General features: G+C 56.2%; 17 protein-coding genes. 13 read left to right on the top strand and 4 right to left on the bottom strand.

Annotation, left to right across the window (positions count from 1 at the left end; translation table 11 throughout):
* Window positions 1-22 precede the first annotated feature (22 nt).
* The 6 genes from CU102_RS28460 (at window position 23) to CU102_RS28435 (ending at window position 5,735) form a co-directional block, all read left to right on the top strand.
* Window positions 23-1,630: an ABC transporter substrate-binding protein gene (locus tag CU102_RS28460; RefSeq protein WP_106714367.1), complete on the top strand. Its 1,608-nt coding sequence runs from the start codon at window positions 23-25 to the stop codon at window positions 1,628-1,630.
* Between the two features lie 113 nt (window positions 1,631-1,743).
* Complete coding sequence (locus tag CU102_RS28455) at window positions 1,744-2,748, top strand: ABC transporter permease subunit (protein ID WP_106714366.1); 1,005 nt, start codon at window positions 1,744-1,746, stop codon at window positions 2,746-2,748.
* A gap of 11 nt (window positions 2,749-2,759) precedes the next feature.
* Complete coding sequence (locus CU102_RS28450) at window positions 2,760-3,671, top strand: ABC transporter permease subunit (RefSeq protein ID WP_106714365.1); 912 nt, start codon at window positions 2,760-2,762, stop codon at window positions 3,669-3,671.
* Between the two features lie 4 nt (window positions 3,672-3,675).
* Complete coding sequence (locus CU102_RS28445) at window positions 3,676-4,530, top strand: ABC transporter ATP-binding protein (RefSeq protein ID WP_106714364.1); 855 nt, start codon at window positions 3,676-3,678, stop codon at window positions 4,528-4,530.
* Window positions 4,527-5,360: an ABC transporter ATP-binding protein gene (locus CU102_RS28440; protein WP_106714363.1), complete on the top strand. Its 834-nt coding sequence runs from the start codon at window positions 4,527-4,529 to the stop codon at window positions 5,358-5,360. Before CU102_RS28445 ends, CU102_RS28440 begins: the two co-directional genes overlap by 4 nt.
* A gap of 111 nt (window positions 5,361-5,471) precedes the next feature.
* The gene (locus tag CU102_RS28435) at window positions 5,472-5,735 is read left to right on the top strand and encodes a hypothetical protein (RefSeq protein ID WP_106714362.1); all 264 of its coding nucleotides are present in this window, start codon (window positions 5,472-5,474) and stop codon (window positions 5,733-5,735) included.
* Window positions 5,736-5,741: 6 nt separating this feature from the next.
* Here CU102_RS28435 and choV read toward each other — a convergent pair whose 3' ends face one another.
* From choV to CU102_RS28420, 3 genes are all read right to left on the bottom strand, one after another.
* Window positions 5,742-6,785 carry a choline ABC transporter ATP-binding protein gene (gene choV / locus CU102_RS28430; RefSeq protein ID WP_106714361.1) on the bottom strand — a complete coding sequence of 348 codons (1,044 nt, stop codon included), beginning with the start codon at window positions 6,783-6,785 and terminating at the stop codon, window positions 5,742-5,744.
* Window positions 6,782-7,624: a choline ABC transporter permease subunit gene (gene choW, locus CU102_RS28425; RefSeq protein WP_106714360.1), complete on the bottom strand. Its 843-nt coding sequence runs from the start codon at window positions 7,622-7,624 to the stop codon at window positions 6,782-6,784. Before choW ends, choV begins: the two co-directional genes overlap by 4 nt.
* 113 nt (window positions 7,625-7,737) lie before the next feature.
* A complete protein-coding gene (locus CU102_RS28420; protein ID WP_106714500.1) occupies window positions 7,738-8,679 on the bottom strand; it encodes a choline ABC transporter substrate-binding protein in 942 nt (313 codons plus the stop codon).
* A 190-nt stretch (window positions 8,680-8,869) separates the two neighbouring features.
* On the opposite strand from CU102_RS28420, the gene CU102_RS28415 reads away from it, so the two are divergent.
* The 6 genes from CU102_RS28415 (at window position 8,870) to CU102_RS28390 (ending at window position 16,202) form a co-directional block, all read left to right on the top strand.
* Window positions 8,870-9,463: a thymidine kinase gene (locus CU102_RS28415; protein WP_106714359.1), complete on the top strand. Its 594-nt coding sequence runs from the start codon at window positions 8,870-8,872 to the stop codon at window positions 9,461-9,463.
* A 140-nt stretch (window positions 9,464-9,603) separates the two neighbouring features.
* A complete protein-coding gene (locus tag CU102_RS28410; protein WP_106714358.1) occupies window positions 9,604-10,692 on the top strand; it encodes a hypothetical protein in 1,089 nt (362 codons plus the stop codon).
* A 3-nt stretch (window positions 10,693-10,695) separates the two neighbouring features.
* Window positions 10,696-11,847 carry a hypothetical protein gene (locus tag CU102_RS28405; RefSeq protein ID WP_106714357.1) on the top strand — a complete coding sequence of 384 codons (1,152 nt, stop codon included), beginning with the start codon at window positions 10,696-10,698 and terminating at the stop codon, window positions 11,845-11,847.
* A 24-nt stretch (window positions 11,848-11,871) separates the two neighbouring features.
* Window positions 11,872-13,782, top strand: coding sequence for an AAA family ATPase (locus CU102_RS28400; RefSeq protein WP_106714356.1), 1,911 nt, complete (start codon window positions 11,872-11,874; stop codon window positions 13,780-13,782).
* On the top strand, window positions 13,782-15,068 hold the full coding sequence (locus CU102_RS28395) for a DUF6638 family protein (RefSeq protein WP_106714355.1): 1,287 nt from the start codon (window positions 13,782-13,784) through the stop codon (window positions 15,066-15,068). The genes CU102_RS28400 and CU102_RS28395 overlap by 1 nt, the downstream gene beginning before the upstream one ends.
* A gap of 12 nt (window positions 15,069-15,080) precedes the next feature.
* Window positions 15,081-16,202: a DUF2333 family protein gene (locus tag CU102_RS28390; protein ID WP_106714354.1), complete on the top strand. Its 1,122-nt coding sequence runs from the start codon at window positions 15,081-15,083 to the stop codon at window positions 16,200-16,202.
* Window positions 16,203-16,546: 344 nt separating this feature from the next.
* Here CU102_RS28390 and CU102_RS28385 read toward each other — a convergent pair whose 3' ends face one another.
* A complete protein-coding gene (locus CU102_RS28385) occupies window positions 16,547-17,008 on the bottom strand; it encodes an Lrp/AsnC ligand binding domain-containing protein (protein WP_027233468.1) in 462 nt (153 codons plus the stop codon).
* 110 nt (window positions 17,009-17,118) lie between these two features.
* On the opposite strand from CU102_RS28385, the gene CU102_RS28380 reads away from it, so the two are divergent.
* Window positions 17,119-18,483 (top strand): proline dehydrogenase family protein (locus CU102_RS28380; RefSeq protein WP_210204801.1); only part of this gene is annotated, 1,365 nt, incomplete at its 3' end.

The following is an 18,483-nucleotide window of genomic DNA, read 5'->3' as shown; positions in this document are numbered from 1 at the left end:
AAAACCTCTGAAGGTGGAAAAAATGAATACCTACAAGAAACTCCTTGCGGCCACTGCGCTCGCATTGATGACAAGTGGGCTGATGGCAGGTGGAGCCTCGGCCAAAACCTTTGTTTTTTGCTCGGAGGCGTCGCCGGAAGGGTTTGACCCCGGCCTTTACACAGGTGGCAACACTTTCGACGCCGCGGCTCATACGGCCTACAATCGCTTGCTTGAATTCAAGCCCGGCACAACCGAGCCGGAAGCTGGACTGGCTGAAAGCTGGACGATTTCCGATGACGGTCTGCAATATACGTTCAAGCTTCGCCCGGGCGTCAAATTCCAGACAACAGAGTGGTTCACTCCCACGCGCGAACTCAACGCAGACGATGTGATCTTCTCATTCGAGCGTCAGTGGAAGACCGACAATCCATGGCACAGCTATGTGACCGGCACGTCTTGGGAATATTTTGCCGGCATGGGCTTTCCTGAGCTTCTGCAGTCGATCGAGAAGGTCGACGAGATGACAGTCAAGTTTACCCTGAAGCGCAAGGAAGCTCCGTTCCTGGCCAACGTGGCGATGCCCTTCATCTCCATCCTGTCCAAGGAATACGCTGACAAGCTCCAGGCTGACGGCAAGATGAACCAGATGAACCAGATGCCGGTAGGCACCGGTCCATTCCAATTTGTCGCCTATCAGCAGGATGCGGTCATCCGCTACAAGGCCAATCCGGACTATTGGGGCGGCAAGCAGAAGATCGATGATCTCGTATTCGCGATCACAACCGATGCTTCGGTCCGCTACCAGAAGCTAAAGGCAGGCGAATGCCACTTGATGCCGTATCCGAACCCCAGCGACGTGGCATCGATGAAGGCTGATCCCCAGCTGAAGGTTATGGAGCAGGAAGGCCTCAACGTCGCCTACATGGCCTACAACACGCTCGTCCCGCCGTTCGACAAGGTTGAAGTGCGCAAGGCGCTCAACATGGCGATCAACAAGCAGGCGATCGTCGACGGTGTCTTCCAGGGACTGGCAACGCCAGCCACCAACCCGATCCCGCCGACAATGTGGTCCTACAACAAATCGATTGAGGACGACAAATACGATCCGGAAGCCGCCAAGAAAATGCTTGAGGATGCTGGCGTAAAAGACCTCTCCATGAAAATCTGGGCGATGCCTGTTGCCCGCCCGTACATGGTGAACGCACGCCGCGCCGCCGAGCTCATGCAGTCCGATCTGGCGAAGATTGGCGTCAAGGCCGAGATCGTTTCCTATGAATGGGCCGAGTATCTGGATAAGTCCAAAGCCAAGGACCGTGACGGCGCCGCCATCCTCGGATGGACCGGGGACAATGGTGATCCCGACAACTTCCTTGACACGCTGCTTGGTTGCGACGCCGTCGGCGGGAACAACCGTGCTCAGTGGTGCAACAAGGAGTTTGACGACCTGGTGACCAAGGCCAAGGAGACGACTGACCTTGCTGAACGCACCAAGCTCTACGAGCAGGCGCAGGTCATCTTCAAGAAAGAAGCGCCTTGGGCAACGATCGATCACTCGCTGTCGCTCGTGCCAATGCGCAAGGGTGTTGAGGGCTTCCATCAGAGCCCGCTCGGCGACTTCGCATTCGATGGCGTCGACATTGTCGAGTAATAGTCAATAAGTGGTGTGAAAGGCGCTCGCTTGGCGGGCGCCTTTTTTGCTTCCGTGCGAAAATAGGAATAAGAGCCGGAAAGCACAGCCGCATTGCGGCAAGAGGGTACGATATGTTCAAATTTTTTATCGGGCGCGTATCGGTCATGTTCCTGACCTTTGTCGGGGTTTCGATCATCGCCTTTTCGTTCATCCGCATGCTGCCGGGCGACCCAGTCGCGCTGCTTTCAGGCGAGCGAGTGATGTCGCCGGAGCGCCATGCGGCTATTTCGCATGCGCTTGGCTTCGACAGACCAATCGTCATTCAATATCTCGACTATCTCTGGGGCGTGTTGCGCGGAGATTTCGGGACGTCGATCGTTACCAAGCAACCGGTGCTCGATCAGTTCTTCCAGCTTTTCCCGGCAACACTCGAGCTTTCGCTCTGCGCAATCACCTTTGCGGTCTTGCTCGGCATACCTGCCGGTGTTTTCGCGGCGACCAAGCGCGGTTCCTTCTTTGACCAGGCGATCATGGGCACAGCGCTGATAGGCTTTTCGATGCCGATCTTCTGGTGGGGCCTGCTCTTGATCATGCTAGTGTCGAATACGCTGCATTGGACTCCGGTGTCAGGGCGTATCTCCCTGATGTTTTTCTTTCCCCCGGTCACAGGCTTCATGCTGATTGACTCGCTGCTGTCCGGGCAAGCAGGGGCCTTCCGTTCGGCGGTCAGCCATCTGATCCTGCCGACAATCGTGCTCGGTACGATCCCGCTTGCGGTCATTGCCCGCCAGACCCGCTCGGCCATGCTCGAAGTGCTATCTGAGGACTATGTTCGCACGGCCAGAGCCAAGGGCTTGTCACCGCTTCGCGTTATCGGCGTGCACGCGTTGAGAAACGCGATGATCCCCGTAGTAACCACAATTGGTCTGCAGGTTGGTGTCATGCTTGCGGGTGCAATTCTGACAGAGACCATTTTCTCATGGCCGGGCATCGGCAAATGGCTTGTCGACTCTGTCAGCCGGCGCGATTACGCCGTCATCCAGGGTGCTTTGCTTATCATTGCCGCCACCATCATGTTGGTCAATCTTGCCGTGGATCTGCTCTATGGCCTGATTAACCCCCGCATTCGTCATTGAGAGGATAGGTCATGGCCGAAACAACCGTTCAACCTGGCATGTCCACCGACTCCTCACTCCGGCGCCGGCTTGCTGAATTCTGGTACTATTTTTCCGAGAATCGCGGGGCTGTCATGGGCCTCGCCTTCTTTGTCCTTCTGGTCATCGTCGCAATCCTTGCGCCACTGATTGCGCCGCATGAGCCGGCTGCCCAGTATCGCGACGCTGTTCTGCTGCCGCCATACGGACAGGAGGGAGGGAGGTTGGCTTACTTGCTCGGCACCGATGCCGTAGGCCGCGATATTCTCTCGCGCCTGATCTACGGCGCCCGATATTCCCTGTTCATAGGTGTCATCGTTACAACCATCGCGCTTGTTGGCGGTATCTTCCTGGGTGTCATCGCCGGATATTTCCGTGGCTGGGTCGACACAGTGATCATGCGCCTGATGGATGTCATCCTTGCCTTTCCGTCACTGCTTCTTGCGCTGGTGCTGGTTGCCGTGCTCGGACCGGGCCTCGTCAACGCGATGATCGCTATCGCCCTGGTGTTCCAACCGCACTTTGTGCGGCTCACCCGCGCCGCTGTCATGGCCGAAAAAACCCGCGATTATGTCGTTGCAGCAAAGGTGGCCGGCGCAGGTCCACTCCGGCTGATGTTCAAGACCATCCTGCCAAACTGCATGGCACCGCTGATCGTTCAAGCCACCTTGTCTTTCTCCAATGCCATACTCGACGCCGCGGCGCTCGGATTCCTTGGCTATGGTGCGCAGCCACCGACGCCGGAATGGGGCACGATGCTTGCGGATGCGCGCGAGTTCATTTCGAGCGGGCATTGGTGGGTTGTGACCTTCCCCGGTCTTGCAATTCTGATCACGGTTCTCGCGATCAATCTTATTGGTGACGGGCTGCGCGATGCCCTCGATCCGAAACTGAAGAGGAGCTGAGCCTATGGCGCTTCTTGAAATCAAAAATCTTTCGGTTGGCTTCGATACCAGCACGGGCCAGTTCATGGCCGTGCAGGGAATCGATCTATCAGTCGACGCCCGGGAAGTTCTGGCAATCGTTGGAGAATCCGGTTCGGGCAAGTCGGTGGCAATGCTGGCAGTCATGGGTCTGTTGCCCAAATCAGCTGTGGTGACTGCCGACAGCATGACCTTTGATGGCCACAACATGCTTACAATGACCACCAGGCGCCGCAGGGAAATCATCGGTCGCGACGTAGCCATGATCTTCCAGGAGCCGATGGCAAGTCTTAATCCCTGCTTCACAGTTGGATTTCAGCTGGAGGAGGTCCTCCGCTTCCATATGAAGATGGATGCGAAAACGCGCCGCAAGCGGGCAATTGAACTGTTGCAGCAAGTGGGTATTCCCACTCCCGAAGAGCGCCTGAATTCGTTCCCGCACCAGATGTCCGGCGGACAGTGCCAGCGCGTGATGATCGCTATCGCGATTGCCTGCAACCCGAAACTGCTGATTGCGGATGAACCGACGACTGCACTGGATGTGACGATCCAGAAGCAGATTCTCGATCTTCTCGTAAGCCTGCAGGCAAAATACGGCATGGGCCTTATCATGATCACCCACGACATGGGCGTGGTTGCCGAAACGGCCGATCGCGTTATCGTCCAATACAAGGGCCGCAAGATGGAGGAAGCAGACGTTCTCGCGCTCTTCGAGTCGCCCAAGAGCGCCTACACGCGTGCTCTTCTGTCCGCTCTGCCAGAGAATGCGACAGGTGATCGCTTGTCGACTGTCGCGGATTTCATGAAGAACGAAGCAGCAATTTCAGGAGCCCCATCATGACAGAGATCGTGCTTGAAGGGCGCAACATCGTTCGGGACTATCATGTCGGCGGTACCTTGTTCAGCAAGGCGAAGACCGTGAGCGCCGTCAAAGGTGTCAGCTTCACAGTGGAGAAAGGCAAGACGCTCGCCATCGTTGGCGAGAGCGGTTGCGGTAAGTCGACGCTTGGGCGCATCCTGACGCTCATAGACCCGCAGACGTCCGGTGAATTATTGATCGACGGAAAGCCGATCAACATCGCCAAGGACCGCATTACGCCTGAGATGCGCCGAAAGGTGCAGATTATCTTCCAGAATCCCTATGGTTCGCTCAATCCACGTCAGAAGATCGGCGAAGTGCTCGGTGAACCGTTATTGCTCAACACCAACAAGACTGCGGCCGAGCGCCGCGAGCTCGCCATGCAGATGCTGGTGAAAGTCGGGCTCGGTCCGGAACACTACAACCGGTATCCGCACATGTTTTCGGGCGGCCAGCGCCAGCGTATCGCCATTGCGCGGGCATTGATGTTGAGCCCGAGTCTGCTGGTGCTGGACGAGCCGGTTTCGGCGCTGGATCTGTCAGTTCAGGCGCAAGTCCTCAATCTGCTGGCGGATCTTCAGGATGAGTTCAACCTGACCTATGTCTTCATCAGCCATGACCTGTCGGTAGTACGCTACATCGCCGACGAAGTGATGGTGATGTATTACGGTGAAGTGGTCGAATATGGCACTCGCGATGAGGTATTCTCCAATCCTCAGCACAGCTACACAAAGACACTGTTCGCCGCGACACCGAAATCGGATGTCGAGAGCATTAGAGCTCGCATTGCCAGGAAAAAGGCGGCCGCCTAGAGCATTCCGTTTTGAACGGAGTCACGGAAATGCTCTAACATTTGTTTTTACGCAATTCCGGACGCAAAACCGGTTCCCACTTTTGCTGGAATTGCTTTGGGAGGATTGCCAGTGAGTGAAAAGCAGCCGATTTCTACAGCGCCGAAGGACGGCAGCAAGGTCCAGGTTTTCTGGACCGACGAGGATGGGCAGGAGAACGAGTCAATTGGTCAGTATCGTTCTCTCGACCGCCTGAGAGCAACCGGCGGCCAGTGGGATGAGACTGACGCCGGCTGGTGGATTTTCACGGATGCGAATACCCAGAAGAAGGTTTCGCCCCATTCCTGGCAGCCAGCCGCGAAGGCTGGCAACGAGGATGCCGAAGAGGAAGAGTAGCAAAAGCTAGTGTCGCTGATGCTTTAGCAAGCCACGCACGATGTCGTCGGCGGAAATCATGCCGAGGATAGTGCCCTTGTCGACAACGCCGACATCGCCGTTGTTCTTCGCCACGGCCTGCATGATCTCGCGAACCGGCGTTTCCGGGCGCGCCGTGGCGGCAAAGGGCCGGTCGGCAGAGCGCGATCTATCGAGCGGCACCATGATGTCGGCTGCCGTCAGAACGCCAAGCGGGTTCATGTTGGCGACAAAATCCGCTACATAATCATTGGCGGGGCTGAGCAGGATTTCCTGGGCTGTGCCGCATTGAATGATTCTGCCACCTTCCATGATGGCAATGCGGTTGCCGATTTTCATCGCCTCATCAAGATCGTGACTGACGAAGACGATGGTCTTCTTCAAGCGCTCCTGCAGACTGAGCAGTTCGTCTTGAAGTCTCGTGCGGATCAGCGGGTCCAGCGCGGAAAACGGTTCATCCATCAAGAGAATCGGCGCACCGGTGGCGAAGGCGCGAGCCAGGCCAACCCGCTGCTGCATGCCGCCTGAAAGCTCACCGACCTTGCGCTTGGCCCAGTCTTTCAGATTGACCAGTTCCAGCTGCTGCTGCACCGCGTTTGCGCGTTCCTCCTTGGGAACACCAGAGAGTTCAAGGCCGAAGCCGACGTTTTCTTCCACCGTGCGCCAGGGCAGCAAACCAAACTGCTGGAACACCATCGATACAAGGTGCTTTCGCAGATCGCGCAAGGTGTTTTTGTCGGCCTTGCCGACGTCGATCGAACGCCCGCCATTGTGAACGACGACTTTACCACGCGAGATCGGGTTGAGCCGATTGATGGCGCGCAACAGCGTTGATTTGCCGGAGCCGGACAGGCCCATCAGAACGACGATTTCGCCCTCGGCAATAGTGATCGAGCAATTGTGTACGCCGAGCACATGTCCGGTTTCCGCCTGAATATCGGAGCGGCTCTTTCCCTGATCGGCAAGCGCCAGCGAATCGTCTGTCTTCTTCCCAAAAATGATGCAGACGTTCTCAAGAGTGATCGCGGTCATTCGCCTGCCTCCTTGCCGGGACGGAAAATACGGTCAAGCACGATGGCGACGACCACGATGACAAGTCCTGCTTCGAAACCCAATGCGGTATTGACGGAATTAAGCGCACGAACAACGGGAACCCCAAGTCCATCAGCGCCGACCAATGCGGCAATGACGACCATTGAGAGCGACAGCATGATTGTCTGTGTCAGACCCGCCAGAATTTGTGGCATTGCGTAAGGCAGTTCAATTTTCCACAGGAGCTGCCGTGACGATGCGCCAAAGGCTTCCCCAGCCTCGACCAGATGGAGTGGAGTCGACGAAACGCCGAGATGGGTTAAACGTATGGGGGCGGGCAGTACGAAAATAGCTGTCGCGAGCAGACCGGGAACCATGCCGATGCCGAAGAAGACAATAGCGGGGATCAGATAAACGAACGTTGGCAATGTCTGCATCAGGTCGAGAACCGGCCGGATGGCCGCGTAGAACTTGGGGCGGTGTGCCGCGATGATGCCGATGGGAACACCGATGCCCATGCACAGGATGCAGGAGGAAAGCACCAGAGTCAGCGTCTCCATCGTCTCCTGCCAGTATCCCTGATTGAGAATGAACAGGAAGCCGAGGACGGTGAGCACAGCAACGCCGATCGAACGCCGGAGGGCATAAGCAATCGCGGCAAAAACTGCGATCATGATCAATGGATGTGGGTATTTCAGGAGGAACATGAGTCCGTCGATGAAACCCTGCATGATTGTCGCCAGGCCATCGAAGAACCACGCGAAATTGTTCGTGAGCCAATCGACGATTGCCTTCGCCGTCCTGCCAACCGGAATCTTGTCTTGCGTTAACCAGTCCAAGCGGAACTATCCCTCTGTCACATGATAATAATGGAAAGACCTGTCCGGCAAGAGAGCCGGACAGTTGGTGTTCTCTTTGTTCCTATAACCGATCCCTTGTCAGGATCGCGCTGTTAAAGTCCCAGCGACGACTTGACTGCGGACAAGCCTTCCTTGCCGTCAAAAGTAGTCACACCGGCAAGCCAGGTATCGAGGATGGCCGGGTTGGCCTTAAGCCATTCCGTTGCCGCCTTCGCGCCATCCTGGCCTTCATCCAGAATCTTGCCCATGATCTCATTTTCCATTTGCAGGTTGAATTTGAGATTGGTCAGCAACTTACCAACATTCGGGCACTCGACCGTATAGCCGGCGCGAACGTTGGTGTGGATGATGGCGCCGCCGAAATCCGGCCCGAACACATCATCGCCGCCGGAAAGATAGGCGAGCTTGAAGTTGGCGTTCATCGGATGCGGCTCCCAGCCGAGGAAGACGATCGGCTTTTCGCTCTTCGTTTCCTTGGCAACCTGCGCCAGCATGCCCTGCTCGGACGATTCAGCGAGCTCGAAGCCCTTGAGGCCGAACTGGTCTTTGGAGATCATGTCGAGAATCAAACGGTTGCCGTCATTGCCTGGCTCGATACCATAGATCTTGCCACCGAGATCATCCTTGAACTTGGCGATATCCTTGAAATCCTTCAGACCCTTGTCATAGAGATATTGTGGCACTGCGAGGGTGTATTTCGCACCGGTCAGGTTGGGGCCAAGGTCGTCGACGGTCTTGTTTTCAAGGTATGGCTTGATATCAGCGGACATGGTCGGCATCCAGTTGCCGAGAAACACATCTATGTCTTTCTTGCCAAGTGAGGCATAGGTCACAGGAACTGAAAGCACCTTCGTGTCGGTCGAATAACCAAGACCTTTCAGAACTTCGCTCGTGGCTGCGGTGGTCGCTGTGATGTCGGTCCACCCCACATCGGCGAATCGAACTGTCTTGCAGGATTCCGGCTCCGCTGCAAAAGCGGTACTCGCAGACAGCGCCAAAGCCAGAGAAATGGTGAGTTTGGATAACACTTTCATCGGTAGTTCTCCCTCTCCGGGTTTCTCCCGGTTGATACTTGCAAGAACCAAGCACCAAATCGGCGGCCATTCAAGCATAGGCGCGCATAAATCCAGTCAAATAGCGACAGTTGTTGATATTCCGACAAAAGTTGCGGGTAGGGAGTGTGTGAGGCTTCAAGCGACGATCCAAGTCAGGTTAAAGCACGCTATGGCAAAACTTTATTTCAGTTACTCGGCAATGAATGCCGGAAAGTCCACGCTGCTGCTGCAGGCTTCCTACAATTATCAGGAACGCGGCATGCGAACGATGCTGTTCACGGCCGCGCATTATGCCGAGAACGGAATCGGACGAATCACCTCCCGCCTTGGAGTCAGCGCCGAAGCAGAGCTCTATCGCGAAAACGACAATCTGTTTGAGCGTATCGCTGAGGCCAATAATGAAAGCCGGCTGAGTTGTGTGTTTATCGACGAAGCCCAGTTCCTGACAAAAGACCAGGTCTGGGAGCTGGCGCGTGTTGCTGATCGCCTCAATATTCCGGTCATGTGCTTCGGACTCCGGACGGATTTTCAGGGCAAGCTTTTTCCTGGCTCTTCAGAACTCCTGGCCATCGCCGATACGCTGCGTGAAATCCGGACGATCTGCCATTGCGGCGCTAAGGCGACCATGGTTGTGAGGCGCGATCCCCAGGGCAAGGCATTGATCGAAGGCGATCAGGTCGCGATCGAAAAATCCGTCTATGTTTCTCTCTGCCGCAAACATTGGGAAGAGGAGACCGGGCGCATTGTGTCAGACGGGTTCTGAGCCGTCTCAATCGAATTCTCCGCTTGCAAGTTTGCTTTCCCGCTTGTCATTTTCCAGTAGGCTTTTTTTCGCAATGTGGCATGTCTATATTCGCACGGCGCGGCAGGAAATTTTTCTTGGGCAATTAGGGGAAGAGATAGATGGCGAGTTTGCATAATTTTGATTCCGAGATCGAAAAGACCAGGACAATGGTCAATGAGATGCGGACGAAAATCGACCAATCGAGCGTTGTTCTCGACAAGTTCGCCAAGGCCGACGAAAAGATAGGGGCTTCGGATTTCGATATTGAGAACGCGCGCATCGACGATGTCCTGCGGCAGCAGAAGGTGATGGAAGGCAATATTGCCGAACTCATCATCGGGCTCGAGGACGCCACCAATGTCTTCGGCTCCGAATTCGAGAGCATGAAAGGTTTCTCGGGCTGGGAGAAATTCGTCGGCGTCTTTTCCAAGCAAAAGGCGCAGCGCCTGCGTTCTGACCGCGTGCGCAACATGTCGCTTGCCGGGAATCTGCAGGAGCTTCTCTCCAAATCCGACCGTATCGTTGGTATTCTGAAGGAACAGAAGGCAGTCCTCGACGAACGTTACAAGACCTCCGAGACCAGTCTCGCCACTGTAATCGAACGCCGCAAAACGACAATAGCCAATCTCGAAGCCACACAGAAGCGTATTGAGGAACTTAATCCTCTCCTGCTCGATATCGAGAACCGCATCGCTGCCTCCACCGATCAGGGTACCCGTACCGAGCTTGAAGGTGAACGGTCAAAGCTTGCGACCGAGTATAATGAGCGCCAGGCCAAGGAGCAGGAGCTTCTCGCGGAAAGCCAGACGCTGGAACGTTACACCTCCATGTTCCAGACATTCGTGGATTCGCTCAACAACCAGATCGCCGCGCAGAGCACGCTGATCAACAAGCTCGCCATCGATACCGAACAGCGCATCGTTCTCTACAAGGCGCTGGAAGATTCCTTGAAGACGGCAGCGCAGCAGGATGTGGCGCACAAGATCAACACGCTCGGCAGCAAGGTCGATACGGCGGCGGAAGAGACCATGGCGGGTGTCGGCGCGGCGGCGCAGAAGCACATCGGCGATCTCCTCGAAATGCACGAGAAGAACATGGTCAGTTCGCAGGACATCCAGCGCCGCAAGAAGCTTGCCGACGATGCCTTCTCACGCCGGTTCTCCGAGGTCCTGAAGAAGCACAATTCCGCCGATTACGTTCAGAGCTAGTCGATGGAAAAGAATGCAGACCTCGCGGCAGCGGAGCGCTATTTTGGCGCCATCCGCGCCGCGTTGGACGGGCTGGAAGTCTTTCTGAACAACCAGGATTCGCCACTCTACAAGCATGATCTGGTTGCGCAGACCGTTTCGGAATATCTCGGACGGCTCGACGCATCCTTCGAATGCTGGCGCAACCGGCTCGGTTTTGCCGAGCGCTTTCGCATATCGAAAGCCGAAAGCGGGTTTCCGGTCTTTCAGAATGTCCTCGAACTCGAGAACGACAAGAGGGACGCGAAAGAACGCCTCGCCGCGATACCGCCAGCTGAAGCGTTGCGGAGCGAAATGGCCGATTTTATTTTGCGCAATCGTGATTTTCCGCGGGGCTTGCAAAAGTCGATGGCCGAGCGGATTTATCTCGAGACCGTCAATCAGGGCGAGGTTTTCTCGCCGTTCCTGCTGCCGGTGACCATTCGCGTTTCGGTCAATCCCAAAACGATGCGACCGTTTTACGTGGTGCATTGGGGAACATTCGACGGGGCCTCTAATCTGCCATTGATCTATATAGCCATCATTGAAGACTCCTCCGAGGATATGGTCGAGATGCTCGTCGATAAGGATGGAAAGCTGAATGACAAGGTCAGGATTCCGCTCCCTGTAGGCGGTCTTCTCAACCCCGAGCTCGCCCGCCGCTTTGACGATTTCGCCGCGAAGAATTCCGCTTTCTCGCTATCGCCGGTGACGATTGCCACGAGCCTTGATCAGGATTTCCCCGAGCTCCACCCGAAGCAATTGCGCCGTGTCGTGCTTGGACCGTTCTATACTGCCGGGATTACCGAGCATAATCAGAAGGTTGCCGACGTGCTCTCTCAGGTCCGCAGACCGGAGGACGCTTGGCTCCTGACCTGGACTTTGCAGGAGGTTTTTTCGAAAGCGGAAAAGCCAGGCAAACGTGGTCTTTGGTCGTCGGAGCCAGCGCGCGAGGAGTTTCACATCAATACGGATGACCTCGAGGCTACGCGTCAGGGCGTCAGTCATTATGAACGGCATGCGCTGGTGCCGCATGAAGCCTATCAGGCTTTATATGCATCAGGCGAGGCGGCGCGGATTTTTACGGGCTTTGCGACGCATATCCTGTCCAATGGCCAAGTGATCAGCGGCATTTGAGACCGATTTGAGGAGGAAACGATCATGGATGTCGGCCTGACCACGATTGAGGAAAAGGACATCGTCAAGCATCTTGCCGTTGCACAGGCGATGGTAACGCGTTTCGTTTCCCTGGATATCGGCGAGGCGAAATCTGGAACTGAGATTGCAGGGACGGGCCGACGGTTTGTTCCGACCGTATCCACTGGGGGCGTGCGCAAGACGCGCGAGGTGGAGCTTTCCAAAACAATACAATCCATACGGCCCGATGATCAGATGCTGTCGATCGCCCAGCACACGCTGCTATTCCGAGCTCGTCGTGGTGTCGCCGTTGCCTTGGCAGTAGCCGATGTCTTTGGACGCCAGAGTGATCTTGAAAGCTTGATGGCACGCAATGCCTCTGCCCCCCTGCAAGGCGAGGATGCTGGCCATTTCAAGCGGCTTCTGACTGCCGCATCCTATGTCGCTGCATTTACACTTGCAGCATATCTCGGACAGTTGATCGAGTCCGACTCAGAACCCGCGAACGACATTGCGGTTCCGGATTTCGTTTTCGATACGGCGCAAGATGCGCTGAAATCAGTGATCGCGGGGCTTGACCGGGCAATTTCCGGGGCTGGCGATGAGCAGGTGATGCTGTCGCGCGCCAAGGCTTTTTCGGCACTGGCGATCGAAGGGCTACTGCAGCGCAAGGGCCGGTTCGACGGGCTCGGCAGTTTCGAGGACATGCATCTGCGGCTCGACAGCGACGACTTCACCCTTGACGGGTTTGACGTTGCGCCGTCGAAGAAGCGAACGCCGCTGGTGATGACGTTCAAGAGGCCGAACGAGGTGGTCGGCAATCACATTGCAAAGTATCAGGCCCTGAAGCTTTCGAAGATGCTGATGGCCTATGATTTCGACCGGCAGCTCAATCCCTTCGTCGAGCTGGGCGGGTTTCTCTTCACCTTCATTGGCGACGGCGCGCCGGGCACGGGCAAGACGACGCTGATCCAGATGATCGCCGGCCTCGTGAACGATTATTGTCAGGTGGCCGGCTATGCCTTCCACTACGAGAATTTCGGCGTTGACCAGATCTCGTCCTATCAAGGCAAGTCGGGACAGAACTGTAAGCAGTTCGTTACCAATGTGCTCAACCCGCGGGTGATCGGCTTCGGAACGATAGACGATATCGACCAGGTAGCCGCCAAACGCTCCGACGACCGCGCTTCATCTGGCCAGCACGAAATCACCGGCGTGCTTATGGAGGCCTTTTCCGGCGCCTCGACCGTGGTGCGCGGCAATTGTTCCTTCGGCATGTTTTCCAACTATCCGGAGAATGTCGATGACGCGCTAAGGCAGCGGGCAGGGGCGCGGTGGCTGGTGAACGGACCGCAGACACGCGATGACTATATCGACATCTTCGCGCTGTTGGCCGGGAAGAACCACAAGATTCCCCTCGGCGATCACAAGCTATTCGAGGCGCAACAGATCGAGCGAGCGGTAGAGACTGCCTATGACCAATTGTCGAAACCGCAGGAGGAGGCGCTAAAGGCTGTCTATGATCGCTTCATCAAAGAGAATGGCGAGCCGGAAACGCTGTCCGATATCGGTACGTATCTGCACATGATCAAGGAGCGCGAGCCGCGCTTTACCGGCCGCGCCATCAAGAACGTCACCGACGCGATCAAGATGCGGGCGATGGATGTCGAATTGCCTGACGAATGGTTCGAAAGGCCGGAAACCTTCATGCACAAGAGCTATGATGACAAGAAGGCGATGATCGAAGAGCTACGCAAGCCATTTACGATGGAGATGGTGCTACAGGAAACCAACCGCTACGCCGATTCCGAATTCCGTTATGCGGACAAATCCGATGATGCGGCGGTGGAAAAGATGATCCGCGATGTACGACTGCGCGAGCGGGCGGTGCGGGAAGTTGAGGCGCTCAAGGCCAAGGGCCAGTGGGACGTCTGATGGACCTTCTCTACGAAAACGAGTTGATCTATGGACGCCTGCTGACGGTCGACCAGCCGCATCTGATCGAGCGTTACAATCGCGCGCTTAAATCCTTTGGATTTCGGGCAACCAAACTCAAGAGCTTTGACATTGACAGGACCGGCTTTTCGCCGGAAATCGCCAAGGAGCTGAAGGATCCTTCCTATCTCGATCCGAACGGTGTTAACCGGAGATTCATCATCCTGACACCGGCACAGGCGGATTTGCCGGTCGTGCACACGCAATTCTCCAACACGTCGCAGCTGACGTACGAGTTTTTCACAAGCAATGCCCGCGCCATTAATGCGCTGACGATCAAGGATGTTATCTACGGCGAGATCGAGGATTCGGTCTCGGTCGTCAACGACATCGAGGACTTGCTATCGATCAACCAGGTAGAGTTCCGGGTTCTCTCCGCCGAGAACGTCATGGGGCAGGCGGCGGAACTGCGACTGCTGGTCGACAGGCTGCAGGACGAGCCGGATGCCTGGCGCAACAATGAACTCCTGAACCGCATGGTCGAACTCGCCAAGGTCACTGGTGACATCCGCGAGAACTCGCTGGTGCCGGACAAGGTGCTGTTCCGGCACCGGGCATTTTGGACCAGCCACTTTGGCGGCACCTTTGTTTTCGTAGACGACAATACGACGACGGTTATTGGCGATCCGTCGGCACCAGGTTTCCGGCGGTCGCGCCCGTGGCAGGTCAATTATATTTCGATCAAGGACGCCGAGCAGGTTTTCCAGTTCCTGGCGTCGACCTCGCGCATCGAACTGCCGCGGGCCTCATGGATCGAGAAATCCGGCTACCTGGAAAACCGCGGCGAGATGATCATCCGGCACCTGATCCAGTCGCTGGAGCCGGAGAGGGATCTGACCAATATTGACCGTATCTGGGTGCAGACATGGATCCATGCCAATGCGGCCCTGATCAACCATGACGGCACTTGGCCGTTCCTCAACGCAGTCAAGCGCGAGATCGGCCAGACCGGGCAGCTCAATATGGCCGAGGTCGATCCGAAGCGCCGCTTCCTTGTCGTTCGCGCCCTGCCGCGCCATCCCGACGCCTGGCTGGTCAATCATCTGATCAGCGATTTCGTTCCATGGGATTTCCTGTCGCGCTATGTCTTCAACAAGCCGGGATTCTTTGCAGACTATGAAGGCTGGAGCCCTTCCTATCAGCAACACGTTGTTGATATTCTCAAAACAACCTATTTGAAAGACAAGGAAGGGCTGCGGAAACGGCTCTATGGACTTGAACAGTAACAAGGATACAGAATGCTCGAGCCCGTGATCAATTTCTTCAGCCGCATTTTCTACTACATCGGACGTGGTATCGGTTTCGTCATCGGAATCCTGCTGTGGCCATTCATGTGGCTCGGGAGCTGGTATGGGCAGCGTGGCATCGTCCTCAAGGCTGTTCTTGGCCTCGCCGTGCTGCTCTGGCTTGGCCTTTACGGTTACTTCTTCTACAACACGCAGGTCTGGAGCAATTTCAATCCGGACTATGTCGATGCCTACAATCTCAAGAGCCGGGACGTGCCGGCAGGCGAGCCAGTCGCTCAGGCGGCGGCGACCGGTGCAAAGACCTGCGCCCGCTCGGCGATCGTCGAAGTGACGGCCGACCTCACCGATCTCAACGTCAATCAGAACGCATGGATTTCCTCCATGCTGCTGTATAAGCTCGGCTTCTTCGGCATGGATTGGGATGACACGCCGTTCCTTGACAACAAGGCATCATTCCAGCGGGGAATCAACAATGCGGTGCGGCGCACCGCGGTGGAACTCGTCGATACGCTCGGCCGTGTGCGGGGTACTTCTCAAATCGACGCAGATCTGCAGAAGGCGCGCGGCAACCTGCAATTCACTGAAGATGCCTGGTATTTTGGTTTGAATCCGTTTGGTCCGAAGACGCCGACACCAAGCTATTACCGTTCGGCTGTCAATGATCTGCGGACCTTCAATTCCAAACTTGAAAACTGCAACGCCATATTCGATGCGCGCGCCGACAATCTCATCCAGTTCATCGATCGCATCGCCAATGATATCGGCGCTACGTCGGCCATCCTGAAAGACAGGTCCGAGAATAACAATTATGGCTGGTTTGACACGCGTGCTGATGATCGGTTCTGGTTCGCCTATGGCCAGCTTTACGCCTATTACGGGCTGATGAACGCGGCACAGGTTGATTTCAATCAGGTCTTGCAAGAAAAGCACCTGACATCGCTCTGGGATGCGATGGACGGTCAGCTCAGGTCGGCGCTCAACATCAGGCCCTGGATCATCGCCAATGGCAAAGAAAGCGGTTGGCTTTTGCCGAACCATTTGACGACGATGGGCTTCTACATCCTACGCGTCCGCGCGAACCTGATCGACATCAAGCAGGTGCTGCAGCAATAGTAGATTTGGGTTCGCAAGATGCAATATTCCGTCCTGGAGTAAGGGCCGAGCTTTCGCCCACCCTCGTTTCCTAGAGTGTGAATTGGATCCGGATTGTCACTTGCCAGCGAGTCCGGATCCTCTTCACAACCAGGGTGATGCTAAACGGCACATGCCGCATGCACACCTACAAGGTTAAAGGCAAGGCTGATACCGCAGTCGGAGCAGCCAATCTTCTCCGATACGCCGCTGGCCCGGCCTTGTTGCGCTAACCCTCAACATCCATTGATGAGGTGAACTGTCTGGTTCGGCAACGAATGTGAGGTTGCGCCAAATATTGCGTCCGGTTGCAACCGGTCTTGCGATCAGACCGGAAGGGCCGACGATTCCTTCACCTCTTCCATCACGGCGTAGGTGTGGGTTTCGCGGACTCCGGGCAAGGAGAGGAGTGCATCCGAGAGGAACCGCCGGTAGTGTTCCATATCGGCGACGCGCGCTTTGATCAAATAGTCGAAGCCGCCAGCCACCATGTGGCATTCCATGACATCGGGATTCCGGCGGGTGGCAGCGGCGAATGTGGCAAAGACGTCGGGCGTCGTCCGGTCCAGCTTGATTTCGACAAACACAAGCATTGCGCGATCAAGCTTTTTAGGCGACAATTTTGCCGTGTATCCAAGGATATAGCCATCACGGGTCAGGCGTTTAACGCGTTCGGTCGTCGCGGTTTGCGACAGGCTGATCCGTTCGGATAGTTCTGTGTTGGAGAGGCGTCCGTCCTTCTGCAGCTCGCGCAGGATCCTGCGGTCGAGGCTGTCCAGATTCTTCATCACTAAATTGTTCCCTATTTTTAGTTTTTTACACTTATTCTCTCACATTCATTGGTGAGAAGACCTGAATGGAATAGATTATATGGGAAAAATCAATAAGGGGAAGCCTGATGACCGTTCAATTGCCAACTACCAATGATTTTTCTGCGCCCTATGCGGTGGATGACCAGCAGCTCGTTGCATCGCTGCTGAAGACGATTACCCTTCCGGAGGAGGTGAACCGTCGCATCGATACGCGGGCCAGCAAGTATATCGCGACAATTCGCAAGGAAGCGAGCGGCATTGGCGGTGTTGAGGATTTCCTGCGCGAGTACGGTCTGTCGACCCGCGAAGGGCTGGCGCTGATGGTTCTGGCGGAAGCGCTGCTGCGCGTGCCCGATGCGGCGACTCAGGACAAGCTGATTGAGGACAAGCTGAAGCAGGGCCACTGGTCGGAGCACGAGCCGAGCGGCGATACCTGGTTCGTCTCAGCATCCGCCTGGGCACTGGGCCTTTCAGCAAAGGTCATCAAGCCGGGTGAAACGCCCGAAGGTGTCATTTCCTCACTGGTCAAGCGTATCGGGTTGCCGACCGTGCGAACGGCGACGAAGCGGGCCATGCGCTACCTCGGTCACCATTTCGTGCTCGGTGAAACGATCAAGGACGCTCTTAAGCGTGCCAGCAGCAACGAGGCCAAGGGCTATCGCCATTCCTTCGACATGTTGGGCGAGGGTGCGCGAACCCGCAAGGACGCGCGCGGTTACTTCAAATCCTATTCCGACGCTATCGACGCAATCGGCCGTGCAACCGGTAACAAGAAACTGCCGGACCGCATGGGCATTTCAGTCAAGCTATCAGCCCTGCATCCGCGTTACCTGGCAACCCATCATGATCAGGTGATGGCGGAACTGGTACCGGACCTCCTCGCTCTGGCGCGACAAGCGAAATCGTATGACCTCAACTTTACTGTCGATGCCGAAGAGGCCGACCGGCTGGAACTGTCGCTCGATGTGATCGACCGGGTCTTCGCGGATCCCTCGCTGGATGGCTGGGACGGATTTGGTCTGGCCATTCAGGCCTATCAGAAGCGTGCGCTCGATGTGATCGACCATATCGACCGTCTGGCAGCGCGGCATAACCGTAAAATGATGGTCCGCCTCGTCAAGGGCGCCTATTGGGACACGGAAGTGAAGCGGGCGCAGGAGCGCGGATTGGCCGACTATCCCGTCTTCACGCGCAAGCCCGCAACGGATGCGTCCTATCTGGCCTGTGCAAAACGCATGCTCGATGCGCGCCCCCGCATTTTCCCGCAGTTTGCGACACATAATGCACTGACAGTTGCAATGATCCTGGAGATGGCGGGATCTGACAAGACTGGCTTCGAATTCCAGCGCCTGCACGGCATGGGGGAAAGCCTCTACAAGCAGATCACCGAGAAGGGCGACAAGATTGCCTGCCGTATCTACGCGCCGGTCGGCGGCTATCGCGACCTGCTG

This window comes from Phyllobacterium brassicacearum, assembly GCF_003010955.1.
In the GTDB taxonomy this organism is placed as follows: Bacteria; Pseudomonadota; Alphaproteobacteria; order Rhizobiales; family Rhizobiaceae; genus Phyllobacterium; species Phyllobacterium brassicacearum.
The sequence above is the reverse complement of the archived record's forward strand: the minus strand, read 5'-3'. Positions and strand labels throughout refer to the sequence as shown.

Coding starts and splice junctions, on each gene's coding strand:
- CU102_RS28460 (WP_106714367.1), top strand. CDS start 23: ATGAATACCTACAAGAAACTCCTTGCGGCCACTGCGCTCGCATTGATG.
- CU102_RS28455 (WP_106714366.1), top strand. CDS start 1,744: ATGTTCAAATTTTTTATCGGGCGCGTATCGGTCATGTTCCTGACCTTT.
- CU102_RS28450 (WP_106714365.1), top strand. CDS start 2,760: ATGGCCGAAACAACCGTTCAACCTGGCATGTCCACCGACTCCTCACTC.
- CU102_RS28445 (WP_106714364.1), top strand. CDS start 3,676: ATGGCGCTTCTTGAAATCAAAAATCTTTCGGTTGGCTTCGATACCAGC.
- CU102_RS28440 (WP_106714363.1), top strand. CDS start 4,527: ATGACAGAGATCGTGCTTGAAGGGCGCAACATCGTTCGGGACTATCAT.
- choV (WP_106714361.1), bottom strand. CDS start 6,785: ATGACCGCGATCACTCTTGAGAACGTCTGCATCATTTTTGGGAAGAAG.
- CU102_RS28420 (WP_106714500.1), bottom strand. CDS start 8,679: ATGAAAGTGTTATCCAAACTCACCATTTCTCTGGCTTTGGCGCTGTCT.
- CU102_RS28415 (WP_106714359.1), top strand. CDS start 8,870: ATGGCAAAACTTTATTTCAGTTACTCGGCAATGAATGCCGGAAAGTCC.
- CU102_RS28410 (WP_106714358.1), top strand. CDS start 9,604: ATGGCGAGTTTGCATAATTTTGATTCCGAGATCGAAAAGACCAGGACA.
- CU102_RS28405 (WP_106714357.1), top strand. CDS start 10,696: ATGGAAAAGAATGCAGACCTCGCGGCAGCGGAGCGCTATTTTGGCGCC.
- CU102_RS28400 (WP_106714356.1), top strand. CDS start 11,872: ATGGATGTCGGCCTGACCACGATTGAGGAAAAGGACATCGTCAAGCAT.
- CU102_RS28395 (WP_106714355.1), top strand. CDS start 13,782: ATGGACCTTCTCTACGAAAACGAGTTGATCTATGGACGCCTGCTGACG.
- CU102_RS28390 (WP_106714354.1), top strand. CDS start 15,081: ATGCTCGAGCCCGTGATCAATTTCTTCAGCCGCATTTTCTACTACATC.
- CU102_RS28385 (WP_027233468.1), bottom strand. CDS start 17,008: ATGAAGAATCTGGACAGCCTCGACCGCAGGATCCTGCGCGAGCTGCAG.